This is a genomic window from Streptomyces cadmiisoli, assembly GCF_003261055.1.
GTDB lineage: Bacteria > Actinomycetota > Actinomycetes > Streptomycetales > Streptomycetaceae > Streptomyces > Streptomyces cadmiisoli.
Genome location: NZ_CP030073.1, coordinates 7,325,664 through 7,338,265, shown reverse-complemented (window position 1 = coordinate 7,338,265; position 12,602 = coordinate 7,325,664). Strand labels below are relative to the sequence as shown.

The window sequence follows — 12,602 nt, the reverse complement described above, 5'->3', positions numbered from 1 at the left end:
CGCAAGGATTCCAGGGCCTCCTAGGGCCCTTGTAGCGCTTCAACGGCCCCACCCCTTCCGGGTGGGGCCTCACCCATGTCTAAGAAAGGAGTAGGCGTGTCCGTTAACAAGATGCTAGCCGAGTGTAAAAGCTGGGTTGATAAGGGATATAAGGAGGGCCGTAATAACGACACCATATTTGGTCGCTGGTATGGCCTGAACTATAATCCCTGGTGCGACATGTTCATTTCGTACTGCGGTAGTAAGTCCGGTAACGCTAACGCTATCGGTAAGTTTGCTTATTGCCCTGCGCACGTTAATTGGTTTAAGGCCCGTAACCAGTGGGGGCTAACCCCCCGTATTGGTGCGATCGTTTTCTACGATTGGGACGGGGACGGTTTGGCCGACCATGTTGGAATCGTCAAGTCGTACACGGATTCCACCATTACGACGTACGAGGGGAATACGTCTGCGAGTAATGCAGGTTCGCAGTCCAACGGGGATGGCGCCTATCAGCGCACTAGGGCCCGTAAGGTGCCCTCTGTTCTGGGCTACGGATATCCGGCTTACCCTAAGGCGATTGTTCGTCCTCCGATTGCCCGCCCTCCGGCTTTCCCCGGATTGGATAAGCTGTACCCGGGGAAGTCTTCCCCGTATGTCACCCTCCTGGATAAGCGGCTAATCGCTCTAGGCTTCAAGCGGTTTTATGCCGGTAGTAAGCCTGGCCCTTACTACGGCAAGAGTACGGGGAATGCGGTTAAGGCCTATCAGGTGAAGTATCCGCAATTCCAGTCCAACGGTAAGGCGGACACTGTTTGTGGCCCGGCACAGTGGGCTGCAACCTTCAAGGGGTATAAGGGTTAAAACGAGAAAGGGCCCCCTTTCGGGGGCCCTTTCCTTTTAGGGTCGCATATTGATAACCCGTTCCTGAACGATCTTCACCGCAACTTGTCCGATTTCGTCACGCCCAGCGGGGGCGTAACCATTTTGGCCGGTCATAGCCTTCCAGGCTTCCGCCTCCGCTTTAGCACCGGCCTCTGCGATAGCGGGGGCCTCCTTGACTACCTCCCACAGTTCGTCATCCGTGAAAGCTTCCCAAATGACGTCCCACCCCTGGCCCCAGAGGGCCAGTGCGTAACCCCGGAGAAATGCGATGATTTCCGCTCTATCCACTTTTCAAACTCCCCTACCGGGGCCCGGCCCCTTACCGGGCCAACAAGAGAATTAAAGCACACCCCTAACGGGTGTGCAACCCCGGTTAGTGATTACGCCGTAATCACCCCGGAAACGAGGAAAGGGCCCCCGGAGGGGCCCCTAATCGTCATCCATGGTTATGCGGGCAGCATCTCAGGCATAGGCCCTTTGTAGCGGCCTCCCTGTCGCACATCATCCCCTTGGGCAAATTATCTTTGTTGCATCCGGTGCAGTGCTCCCCCTCACTGGCGTTATTGCGGTAGGCGTAGAGAGCGCGCACAACATCGTTTAGCCGCCCGGCATCCAGTGACGCGTAAAGCCGCTCCATTCTTTCAGGCTCACGCTCCCCCAGGGCATCGAATCCGGCCACAACATCCAGCCGGAATGTTAGGGCGGAGACACCGTTAGGGGCGGACACCTTACGGGCGTGGGCGGTAACTAGCGTGCGGGCAGATTCCCAGCGGTCGCGCTTAGCTTTCTGCATCGCCTTTTCTTCCGCCGTGTATACCGTAAGCTTTCCAGTGCCGTTGCATGCGAAGCAAAAGCCGGGAAGGCCTGAAGCGCGGGGAACCTCACCTGTTCCCTTGCAGTAACGGTGCGTCCGCTGGTAGCTCATTTCCGGCCCCTTCGTCGTCTCTCCCTGACGAGAAAATTAAAGCACACCCCGCCCGGGTGTGCAACCCCGGTTAGTGATTACGGCGTAATCACCCCGGGGTGGGGTTAGGCCCCCTTGCGGGGGCCCCTAACCCTCTAACCCAGGTCAACAATCATGCTGTAACAGCCCGTTTCCCGCTTGCCCTTAACAATGGTCACCCGGACGTAGCCAACGTGCGCGGACCAGACACCAAAATCGGAGGCGTAAAACTCGGCGTACATCCGGCTAACCTCCTTCTTAGCGGCTTCCAGAGTCTTGAAGTCACCGCGACCGGTAAGCCACCGGGTTTCACCCTCGGTGTTGTCGTCGTTGAAGTCGGTAACCTGGATTCCGAAAGCCGCTCTAGGCATTCCCTAACCTCTTCCCGCTGGGCGGGGGCCCTATCCCCTGCCGTTGCTCTAATTAAAGCACACCCTTAGAGGGTGTGCAACTAACCCAGCGCGAAGCGCTGGGTTAGTTGGTTAGGGATTAGCCGTTAGGCCGGAATGTCGTACGCGCTAGCGTCGACCTGGGGAGCCTCAAAACCGCGCGCCCTCATGTTCTGCACAGAGCGGTTAGCGCAGTCCAGGCACATAGGCTTCTTATTCTTCCGGGCTCGCTGCAACTCCTCCTCCGTGTACTCGCGGGGGGCCGCAACGGGGTTACCGTCCTCACCCTTAATGATCTGCACATCAACCGGCAGGCCGGTTTCCGGCAGGATAGGCATGGCCATAATCCTGGACGCATTCTCCGCCATGAAAGTTACGGGGTTACCGCAGTTAGCGCAGTTGCTAACGATCACCGCGTGTCCCATTGCCTCTATTCCCTTTCCGCTGGGTAACCGCCCCAGTGTCGGGCGGTCAACAGATTTAACCACACACAACAGTTAGGAGACAACCCCTCTAATGTCTTTCCTTGATCGTAACCGTACCCGCCTGTACGCCGCTCTAGCGGCCCTCCTGCCCCTCGTAGCCGTGTACGTGGATAACCTCCCCACCGGTGCCCTCCTGGGCGTTGTAGCGGCCCTCCTGGGCCTTAACGTGGACATCCGCACCGTGCCCCTAACCGAGCATGACGCAAAGGTTCTGGAGGCCCTTTACACGGATGCCCCCTCTAATGAGTAAGTAAGTAGGTATGTAACCCCTAGACATGACAAAGCCCCCGCCTAACGGCGGGGGCCCTTTCGTCGTTTCAGGGGGTGTTACTTAGAGGCAGTCAAGTCCTCCACGCTCACCCCGTGGGCCTTAGCGTAGGCCTCCTGAATGCTTGCCGGGATGCGGCCCCGGTCGCCCAGGTCATAACCCTCACCCTGGGCCCAGGAACGGACCATAACCAGCGTGTGACCGGATCCGGTGGCGGCCCGGCGGGGGGCCGCCGTGCGCTTAGCGGGGGCCGCCGTACGGGTGCGAATGCCCTGGGCAGACTTAGGGGAAATCGCATACTCGTCGTCGACCTGGGCCAGTGCGACGTACTTAGCGAGCATGTCACGGAAACCGTCCGCGTATTCCTGGGAGGTTTCCAACTTGAAAAGCATTCCATCCACGGAGAAACGAACGGTGTCCGCGTCCTCCTCCGGGATAACCTCCCCGGTAACGTCGTCAGTAATCTCGACCAGTTCAACGATGCGACGGGCCATTTTAGGTTCCTCTTTCCCTTGTTTCCGCTGGGGTTAGGCGGGGCCCCGGTTAGGGCCCCGCTTTCCTGCTTTAGATTCTGCCTTAGGGCGGGGGGGTTAGCGCAACCCCCTAACCGGGGTTATTCCGCCCCCAGCACTTCCCCAATGGCGTCCGCCTTACCCATCCAGTACTCGTAACCGGTTTCACTCCCGTTAGCGCGTGCGCTACGGGCGGCCCGCCCCCAGTTCTCCAGGGCCTTCCAGGGGTCACTAACGCCGAACTGTTCGGAGGCGATTTCCTCCGGGGCCCTGTCGTCCCCGTCGTCCTCCTGGTCCTCCTCCTGGTCCGGCTTGTTGGCCTCCATACTGGCCACGTACTCCGCGTGCCCCCCGTCGGGCCCGTCCGGGGCCTCCTGAGCCTCCGTGGCGTCCTCCTGGCCCTCCTGGGCCTCAGGGTCCGGGGTCGTGCCCTCCGGGGCCTCCTGAGCCCCCTTCTGGGCCTCTTCCATCAGGATCATTTCCGCCTCAACCTCCGTCACACAGTTAGCGCACGGCTTGATGTCCTGCGCCTCTTCCAGCGTGAGCGTGGGGAAACCGCTGAACTCCCGCGCGGCGGCCCGCTTAGCTGTATTGCACTTTTCCGCATTGTCCTTGTGGTGGATTGCCGTGCGGTTAGCAGTGCTGAAAAGCTTTGAGTCAGTCACGTTGGATCCCTTTCCGCTGGGGCCCGGGGTGTTCCCCGGTGTCTCCGACTTTAGCGGGGTTTCCCCGCCGTTTGCAACCCCCTTAGGCGGTTGCCATTCCATGACTTCCCGGAAGTAGTTCAGGGCCACACTGTAATCGGCCCGCTCAATCTCCCGCCCGGATAGTTCGGTGTTATCACCCAACCATCTTTTAGCGGCATCCGCGTACTCCTCCACGGAGTAAAGCGGGAAGCTTTCACCGGCTTTCGTCCACATGCCGGTTTCCGTAAGGAGGGCCTGCATAACGGCCCGTGTTTCGGGACTTTCACTCCCGTACACTTCCGCCCCTTCCCTTTACCGATGGGGGTATTCAAGCACACCCCTAAGGGTGTGTGCAAGCCTCAGGTTAGGGCCCCCGGAGGGGCCCTAACCGTCTTACCGCTTAGAAGCTTCCGTAAGTGCGGAGCCACTGGGCGCGGGCCGCCATCCACGCGTAAGACTCCGCATCATCCGCATTGCGGGCAGTGTCCGCAAGCCGCTGCCAGTGCTCCACGTTATCGTCGTTGTCGTAGCGGGGGGTTTCCTCGTAATCCCACATTAGCTTTACCTTTCCCTGGGGGCCGCCCTAACCGGCCCGACACAGAGAACATTAGTCGGTTAGGGCGTTAACCACAACCCCCTTAGGGGTTAGTTCTTTCCCCAGTTATCGACACGGCGCTGCCAGTAAGCGCGGGCCTGTCGAGTGTTACCGGAACGGGCAAGTTCAATAAAGTTAGGGGGAACGGGGCCAGTCTCCTTAAGGGGTGTGTCGTAAGACAGGCATGTTGCGCAGTCAACGGGGCCGGAAGTCTTCCGGTAACGGGTACCGGAGTTGGTCTGCCCTCCGGTACGGCACTTAGGGAAAGGCTCACCCCTGAATTCAAGTCCAGGCTTGTGTGTCTTGCCCCCACGCATGGGGGTGACGTTCTGGGCCCCTGTAGGGGCCTTGGGGCCCTCCGGGGCCACCGGTACGCGCACGGGCCGCCCGGAGGCTTCCAGGGCCGCCACAGCGGCACTCTCGCACTTCCGGCAAACCTTCCGGCCGCCCAGGGTGCGAGCGATCAAAAGGGCCTCACCCAGGTTTTCAATGTCCTTACCGGAGGTGGCAAGGTTAGGCAGGTTAAGGGTGGGGCACGCGTTCACCCCCATCCCGTCAATGTGGTTGGTAGTCCGGTTGTACTTGATTCGGTAACCCATGATTTCTGCCCTCCGCTAACCCGTTCCCTGCGATGTGCCTATTAAAGCACACACGCTAGGGGTGTGCAACCCCGTGCGCGGGGTTAGTGATTACGCCGTAATCACTCCGAGGTTAGCCGTTAGGCCTAACCTGCTAATGTCCGATTTATCATCTTAAAAGTCGCGCTAGGGTATATATCGCCATAAAGCTAACATTGGCGACATGTCCGATTAGAGGCAAAAGGAAAGGGGCCCCCTTCGGGGCCCCTCTGGGTTACTTGTTGCAGCTCTCGCACTCGCTAGCATAGTCGGCATTCCGGCCGGTGTGGGTGTGAGGCTTAGGGTTAGCCTCCCACTCCCGCGTCAACTCTTCGGCGTCAAGCTCAAGCTTGAGGTAAGGCGCCCCCTGCACTCGCGCACCCCACGGGGTCCGGGCCTCCGTCCGCTCCCACGGGCCCTTAGCGCCGTAACCGTCGTCCCCAATAACCTTCCAAGAGTAGGTCCCGTTCGCTTCCTTGCGAGTCTTAAGCTGAGCCATCGTCTTAGCCTTCCGCTGGGGTTTGTTCCTGCCCTCTTGAGATAATTATTGCACTCCTAACCCACTAATGCAACCCCTAACCTTGGTAACTTTAGGTGATTAGGCAAGTCTCCTATATCACCTACTGTCAGCCTTAGGTTGATAAATCCGTCAATGTCATGATAAATCATCATAAATCGGGCATTAGGGGGTAAAGGGTTAGGGCCCCTTACGGGGGCCCCTCCTTTAGTGGTTAGCGCACAACGCGCGCGGATGAAACCGCATCCTGCAACTCCTGATAGGCCTTAGCCTGGTCCTCCGTGAGGTTCGCGCGGCTCAGGACTTCCAGAATCTCCCAGAGGCTTCCTCCGGTCACTTCCAGGCGGTAACAGATATCGTCGTTGTCGCGGTTACCAATGGCGTTAGCCATGCTTCCTACCTCCGTAGGGTTAGTTAAGAGGGGGCCGGTTAGGGGCCCCTTACGGGGCCCCCTTCCGTTTAGCGACTAGGCCTCCCGAACCTCCGAAAGGCCAATCATCAGTTCCGCAGCATCAATCCGGTTAGCCCGAGTTGTGGAGATGACATCCCCGCTTGCAGCGTAAACGATAATCTCGACTTCACTATCCATGATGATCATCTCTACACGCTGACCAGTCTTGGCAATAAAGTGCGGCATTGTCGCCGTTCCCCTCTTGAGTTATAGCGCCGCGTTCGGCGTTAGGACTATTAAAGCACACCCCGCACGGGTGTGCATAGCCCTAACCGGCACTAACCTCTAAGAGTTTTGGAGGCTTTCCACCCGGTCAATAATCGCCCCCATAGCGGCTAGTTCGTTAGGGCAGCCGCTAACCGCCCAATCCCCGCCCTGAACGGCACACGTGCCGTTCTCCAGGGCTAGAACCTGATAGGTGACCCCGTTCACCTCTAGCTCTCTCACGGCCCCTCCGGGGGCTTCCTGGTCCCGTTCCATGCCCTACGTCCTCCCTGCCCTCTAGGGGCCCCTGGGGGCCCGCCTCCGGCCACAGTACCGGCCTCCGGCCGCGCCGTACCCACACATGCGAAAGGGGCCCCCGGAGGGGCCCCCGCTAGCCTCTAAAGGCTAGTCCATCCACATAACCTCTTCAGTGATGTATTCCGCATCCACGCTGCGGATGATTTCCGCCACGGTGTCAGCGTGGAGGCCCGGGAACCGGTTAACCCTCACCACACCCAGGACATCCCGGTAAGGGGGGTTGGGGTAGGAAGTGGTTACAACCGTGCCATCCGCAAGGGTGGACACGTCCACCTTCCGCCACTGGCCGAAGCTACCCATGTTGAAGGTGTAGTCCATTACGCCTTTAGTGAGGTTTACCGACATCGTAACCCCTTAGGGTCCTGGGGGCCCGGCCCTAATCGGGCCCCGCTGTGACTCCATTAAAGCACACACCATGGGGGTGTGCAATAGGGGTTAGTGAGAGGGCCCCCGAAGGGCCCTAACCGCTACGCGTAACCGTCCCCGTCATCCCCGACCCAATAGAACACCGTAGAGGGCCGCCCCTGGGCATTACGCCTAAGCTTAGAGTCTACCGGGAGTTCTTCCAGCATTACATCAATCTCCGGCCGAGGCTTACCCTTACCCACAATCTCCCGGATTTCCGTCACGCTTAGCCCGTCGTCTCCTGCCTGGAAGAGGGCCCGCGCTAGAGGGTTAGTCGCTGCGGGAACCTCCGCTCGGCTGTAAGACTGCTTAAGCGTATGCTCGGTGCTTTCCATGGAATACCGGAAGAGGGCGTTAGCCGCTTTCAGGTCCCTAACCCCAATCTGCTTACGCCCGTCCGCCATTGCGTACAGTGCTGCCAGCCTAAGCGTATAGGGGGCCCTCCGGGCAGTGAACTGGGCTAGCGTCTCATCCTCCGGATTCTCATTGTTGATCGCAGCGTAAAGGTAATCGGACCAGTATTCCCCCGCATCCTTAGTGCGGGTAATCAGAGTGTCACCCTGGTCACGGACCAGTGCCGCATTCTCGGCAAGCGCGCTAGCGCACACCTTAAGTTCTTTCATGTCCACATCCCCACCATCGGGCAACAATTGCGCCTGATGAACGTGAAGAATGAGGTAACGGTTATACGTCCCTCCGGCAAGTTCCTTGGCACGCATCATGTCCCGGAACTCCCCGGGACTAATGTGCCCCAGCACGGCAATGTGAGGCCGTGTGGCGGTCATGCTGCCTTTCTTGGTACGGGTTTTCAAATCGTCCCCGTCCCACGCCTGCCTAAGGACCGCAGAAAGGGAACCGCTTTTAGCGGAACGGTTCATCAGGTTCGCGTATTCCGTTTCGATGACGAAACGTCGTTGATCCCCGATATCGTCCGGATCCACCACCAACGGTTCCCCGGTTAGTGCGGTAACACTCTGCAAAAGTTCCAAATCCTCCGCCGTAGGATCCTCAACCTCCTTGATCAGGCCCTCACCGGAGGAAATACCGCTAACCGTAGACTGCCGGTAAAACTGTTCGTCGGTCAACCGCAGTACGGCTTTAGCCGCACTCGTCGCGGACCCTTTGCGCCCGTCCGCAGTACGACCCAGGAGGAGAGCCCAAACTAGTGCGGGGTGATTGTCCAGGGCGGAAATCTTCACCCTTGCCTGCGGCCCGACTAGGGCCGAGAAACCGACTAGGAGGCTCCCTAGGACACCCACGGGGTCCGCCTCGGTTCCCGGGCGGAGTGTTTGGACGGTACGCCCCAGGAGGCCCGTATAAACCGTTTCGTCCGGCATAGGCCTATCGGTGTTGATCACAGCAACTCCCCCAGGTGGGTATGTAAGTATGTATGTTACCGTGCGGCCCCGGGTGGGGCCGGTATAGATACTTACTTACTTACCTACGGGTGTCAAGTCCCTTGGATGTTAGGCGAGTTGAGGGCGTTACCGTGAGGCCATGGCCAACCCTTGCACACCCCTGGTGTGTGTGCTTCAATTGGTCCCGTTGGGAACGACCGGCCTTTAGGGCGGCCGGTTGCCTGATGCGCCACAGAAAGTGCGATGCGTAATGGCTAAGTCTTGCATGTTCGTGCGTCCCTCTAAGCGTGTTGAAGAGTGGGAAACCGTGAACGATAGGGAGACTGCGGAGGCCCGGGTAAAGTACTGGGCCGAGTTTGTTACCGGTAAGGGATTCGGTAAGCGGTTCGGATTCCGTTATGAGGCATGCTCCGAAGGTTACAAGATTTTTTGCGTTGACCGCTCTATGACTGCCTAAGACAAGTAGAGGCCCCCAGCTAAACGCTGGGGGCCTTTCTTTTATTTCTCCGGGGCCGTAAGAACTATCAAGCCTTCCGGACTGGCATAAACGATGCGGACAACACCAGAAAACCAAATAGCGGCCTCGCAGTCGCCACACGGTGCCCTGGTCACGTAAAGGGTTGCCCCAATCGTTCCCCGCCTACCTGCCTCTTCCAATGCGTTACGCTCCGCGTGAATGGCGATACAGTCGCCGTACGTGCCCCCTGGGGGCCTTTCCTCGTATGTGAGTCTGCCTCGGGGGCACGCCCCCGCTGTGAGACAACCAGGGGCCCCCGGAGGGGCCCCGTTATAGCCGGTAGCCATAATGCGGTTGTCTTTAACCAGGACCGCACCTACGGCGGACCTAAGGCAATCCGCCCTATCCGCTACAGCTATCGCTACGCCAATATAGTACTCATCCCACGTTGGGCGAGTCTTTATCAATTGTTGGGATCCTCCCCGCCACCTCCGGGATTCTGATGCTGTGCATCCCCCTGGTTCATGCACATTTCAATGGGCCATGAGTACTGCATTCCGCAAATCGTGCACTCGTAATAGGTGGCCGTTCTTTCAACAATAGCCATTTACTTACCTCCAAAAGGTTCCGTGTTGTCCATATCCTGAAAACAGCCGGGGGCAATCTCCTTAAGCTGGGTAAGGAGACTGCCTCCAAACTCCCTGATTTCCGCATCTGCGGAAACGTTAAAACGCTTGTAAATGCTGTCGCGCCATGCGCGCATGTTCCCGGTAACGACTATTCGCGTTTCCGTCCCTCCGGGAAGGATGTACCTAGCGGCCTCCCGTGCCTGCTTTCGCTTAAGACCCTGGGCCATGAGTCGTCGCACCGTTGCCTCATAGTCCCTCACTGCACCCCAGGGAAGGGGTCCCATTACTTCCCCACCGTGTTCCTGCCGTAGGGCAGGAGGAATGACGATTCGCGCGTTTTCCATGTCGACGTAACGCTGTGAAAGTTCCGAATAGGAAAGGTGCCGGTGACGGATTAGCTCATGGGTTAGGTTCCGGCTAACGCCAGTCACGTAGAACGTGGCCGAAGAATGCTCCAACACGCTGTAATGCTCATGACTGAGAATGTTCTTTAGGTAGCCCATTTCCGTTGCCGTGGCCGGATTAGGCTTACCCCACGACTGATAACAGTTCCGGCCCCCGAACACGGGGACACTGTCACAATCATTTGTGATGTCCAAATTCCGGAAACCGTCCCCCTCATCAAACCCCGAGGGATCATATTCATGATCCGTAGCTTCCATCATGGCAAAATAATTAGCTTCAGTCTTTGCGATTAGCGTTACACGCAATTTCGTATGTCTCCTTTCCAAAACAACCATTAGGGCATTCGTCGTACCATTCAGCCGAGTAAGAATCCCCCTCCAAAACGAGGTCCATTTCCATCCATCCGCAGACACAACAGAAACGGACCCCGTAATGAGAGAGATACTTAACCCGCCTATCCTCACCGGATGGGACAGGCACCAGTAGCGCACTCCAAATCGATAGAGTCAGCAATACCCTTAACCGTGGCAGCCTCATATTCCTCACGCGTAATTCGCTCGTAAGGAGACTGCGGGCGGGAAGAATCAACCATAATCGTAGTGCCCTTAAGCTGGGGAAGATACTTAATTAGCGTCTCCCGCAACTCCGATGCGGTAATGCTGCCCTCCGTAATGTTCACCGTATGGGAAATCGCGTTATCCGCATAGCAGGTCTGATACATAGCCTGAAAGGCTATCGACTCCGCCGCACTAATTTGGTCCTGAGACTCGACAATATCCGAGTCCAGGCCCCGGGCCTCCATTTCCGCAACTAGAGTGTCCTTAGTCGGAATGGTGACAACCTTAGTGTTAGCGGCATAGACGCAATCCTCAACTAGGTAACCCTCCGCCTCATACGCCTTAACCTGAGCCATCTGCTCAGGATCAACCGCAGAGAACCGGATACGTCGCTTAAAATATCGGCCGTAAATAGCCTGGTCACCCTCGGGTACGCCCGGAAGCTTAGCGATGCTACCCGTAGGGGCAACAGTCGTAACCTTAATAGGCTCAGGGATACGCAAGCTAAAGGCGTATCCCCTTGCCTCATCCCGGACCACATCGTAAAGGTCTTCCAACTCTCTCGGATAAACGCTATAAGGTGCGTCCGTGTAACGGATACCTCTAAGGTTTAGATGCCCCTGAACACCGAAATGGCCGACACCGATACGCCGTTCACGGCGCATTACGGCCAACTGTTCGGCATCCGTAAAGTCCCCGAAAGTGGCACGGATAAGGAACCGGGTAACCAGACGATGCGCCTTATCAAGTCCCCTACGGTCAACGCTACCGTCCAGCCGGACGAAAGCTTGCATGTTCACATGACCGAGGCAACAAGCCATCATTTGCGGGCCTGGAATCTCCCCACACGGGTTAGTAGCCTCAATAGGGTCCACCTCCCCTTCCTGAGCTAGATCAATGTTGAAGAATCCAGGCTCACCATTAACGAGCATGCCGTTAACGGTTTCGTCCATAACCATGTTGGCGTGAGCGTTTAGCGCATGCTTTTCGTCCCTTAGAGCGGCCGAAAACTCGTTATCCACAATGACGCTAATGTTGGTAGTCCAGTGCTTACCGCTATCCACCTTGCAGTGAATAAAGTCAAGGATATCCGGATCCTTCCAAGACTTCATTGCCATGCGTGCGGAACGGCGCACGCCACCACTAACCACACACTCCGCGATAGCATGATCAATTTCCATGGCGTCCATGCCGGTAAGGGCCCCATGATATCGGCCCCTACGGTTAAAGATTTCGGCCGTAGTCTTCAGCATTCGGGCAAGGGGAACGGGCCCGGAGGCCCGCCCACCAAAAGCCTTCAGGCGGGCCCCGGAGGGCCGCACGCGGGACACGTCAAACACCCGGGCACGGTGCCTGAGATCCCAGTTATAGGCGTCCTTAATCAGATGCTCTAGGGAAGTGCTCCAACCTTCCCGCGAGTCTTCCACCTCATAGGCCCCGACCCAATCCGGGGTGTAGGTGGTGGACAGTAGACCGGCCTCCTTTAGGGCCGGATAATCCGCATGCTCCGGATCACACACAATGTGAATGTCTAGGACGTTAGCGATATCCGGGTATCCGTTTAGGCGGTCATCGGAATAGTTGGACCCTACGCCCCCGCCTTCCATGAGGCGGAGGAATACAAAGGAGAAATGCCGTTCCGGACGCTTAGCGTCCCAGGGGGCAATGTGACAGTTAAAAAGATACTGTCTGCCCTTAACGCCGGAGGCCCAGAGATGCCGTCCGGCCGGAAGAATCTTGAAATCCGTCATAAACTTAATCAGGTCTTCCCGTTCCCCCGGCTCAATATGCTTAGGGTCAACAAGGGAAAGGTTACCGTCCACCACACGGTTTACGGTTTCCGGCCACGTTTCCTTACTGCCGTCCGGCTTAGGACGGGAATAGGTGCGGGTATAAACGGTTTCCCCAGTGGGACCCCACTTAATGTCGGTAGTTATTTTGT

10 protein-coding genes are annotated in these 12,602 nt (G+C 57.7%); 1 reads left to right on the top strand and 9 read right to left on the bottom strand.

What is annotated here, in order from left to right; all coding sequences use genetic code 11:
- The first annotated feature begins 75 nt into the window (after positions 1 to 75).
- Positions 76 to 843: a CHAP domain-containing protein gene (locus DN051_RS47570; protein WP_112440213.1), complete on the top strand. Its 768-nt coding sequence runs from the start codon at positions 76 to 78 to the stop codon at positions 841 to 843.
- A 1,080-nt stretch (positions 844 to 1,923) separates the two neighbouring features.
- Here DN051_RS47570 and DN051_RS32340 read toward each other — a convergent pair.
- The 9 genes from DN051_RS32340 to nrdJ all read right to left on the bottom strand — a co-directional run bounded on the left by DN051_RS32340 (position 1,924) and on the right by nrdJ (position 12,585).
- Positions 1,924 to 2,178: a hypothetical protein gene (locus tag DN051_RS32340; RefSeq protein WP_112440211.1), complete on the bottom strand. Its 255-nt coding sequence runs from the start codon at positions 2,176 to 2,178 to the stop codon at positions 1,924 to 1,926.
- A gap of 830 nt (positions 2,179 to 3,008) precedes the next feature.
- A complete protein-coding gene (locus DN051_RS32325) occupies positions 3,009 to 3,443 on the bottom strand; it encodes a histone-like nucleoid-structuring protein Lsr2 (protein WP_112440204.1) in 435 nt (144 codons plus the stop codon).
- A gap of 119 nt (positions 3,444 to 3,562) precedes the next feature.
- Positions 3,563 to 4,381 (bottom strand): hypothetical protein, encoded by an 819-nt coding sequence (locus tag DN051_RS32320; protein WP_162624998.1) that lies wholly within the window; start codon positions 4,379 to 4,381, stop codon positions 3,563 to 3,565.
- 1,709 nt (positions 4,382 to 6,090) lie between these two features.
- Positions 6,091 to 6,267 (bottom strand): hypothetical protein, encoded by a 177-nt coding sequence (locus tag DN051_RS45175; RefSeq protein WP_162624997.1) that lies wholly within the window; start codon positions 6,265 to 6,267, stop codon positions 6,091 to 6,093.
- A gap of 669 nt (positions 6,268 to 6,936) precedes the next feature.
- Entirely contained in the window at positions 6,937 to 7,194 is a 258-nt protein-coding gene (locus tag DN051_RS32310; protein WP_162624996.1) for a hypothetical protein, read from the bottom strand.
- Between the two features lie 122 nt (positions 7,195 to 7,316).
- Positions 7,317 to 8,612: a DUF3987 domain-containing protein gene (locus DN051_RS32305; RefSeq protein WP_112440198.1), complete on the bottom strand. Its 1,296-nt coding sequence runs from the start codon at positions 8,610 to 8,612 to the stop codon at positions 7,317 to 7,319.
- A 498-nt stretch (positions 8,613 to 9,110) separates the two neighbouring features.
- Positions 9,111 to 9,599 (bottom strand): deoxycytidylate deaminase, encoded by a 489-nt coding sequence (locus tag DN051_RS32300; protein ID WP_246040680.1) that lies wholly within the window; start codon positions 9,597 to 9,599, stop codon positions 9,111 to 9,113.
- A 77-nt stretch (positions 9,600 to 9,676) separates the two neighbouring features.
- Complete coding sequence (gene thyX / locus DN051_RS47855) at positions 9,677 to 10,360, bottom strand: FAD-dependent thymidylate synthase (RefSeq protein WP_425471794.1); 684 nt, start codon at positions 10,358 to 10,360, stop codon at positions 9,677 to 9,679.
- Between the two features lie 203 nt (positions 10,361 to 10,563).
- The gene (gene nrdJ / locus DN051_RS32290; protein WP_246041143.1) at positions 10,564 to 12,585 is read right to left on the bottom strand and encodes a ribonucleoside-triphosphate reductase, adenosylcobalamin-dependent; all 2,022 of its coding nucleotides are present in this window, start codon (positions 12,583 to 12,585) and stop codon (positions 10,564 to 10,566) included.
- Positions 12,586 to 12,602: the final 17 nt, after the last annotated feature.

What these genes read in the sequence shown, in the direction of transcription:
- DN051_RS32340 (WP_112440211.1), bottom strand. Translation starts at nt 2,178, where the DNA reads ATGCCTAGAGCGGCTTTCGGAATCCAGGTTACCGACTTCAACGACGAC.
- DN051_RS32320 (WP_162624998.1), bottom strand. Translation starts at nt 4,381, where the DNA reads ATGTGGACGAAAGCCGGTGAAAGCTTCCCGCTTTACTCCGTGGAGGAG.
- DN051_RS32310 (WP_162624996.1), bottom strand. Translation starts at nt 7,194, where the DNA reads ATGTCGGTAAACCTCACTAAAGGCGTAATGGACTACACCTTCAACATG.
- thyX (WP_425471794.1), bottom strand. Translation starts at nt 10,360, where the DNA reads ATGGAAGCTACGGATCATGAATATGATCCCTCGGGGTTTGATGAGGGG.
- DN051_RS47570 (WP_112440213.1), top strand. Translation starts at nt 76, where the DNA reads ATGTCTAAGAAAGGAGTAGGCGTGTCCGTTAACAAGATGCTAGCCGAG.
- DN051_RS45175 (WP_162624997.1), bottom strand. Translation starts at nt 6,267, where the DNA reads ATGGCTAACGCCATTGGTAACCGCGACAACGACGATATCTGTTACCGC.
- DN051_RS32325 (WP_112440204.1), bottom strand. Translation starts at nt 3,443, where the DNA reads ATGGCCCGTCGCATCGTTGAACTGGTCGAGATTACTGACGACGTTACC.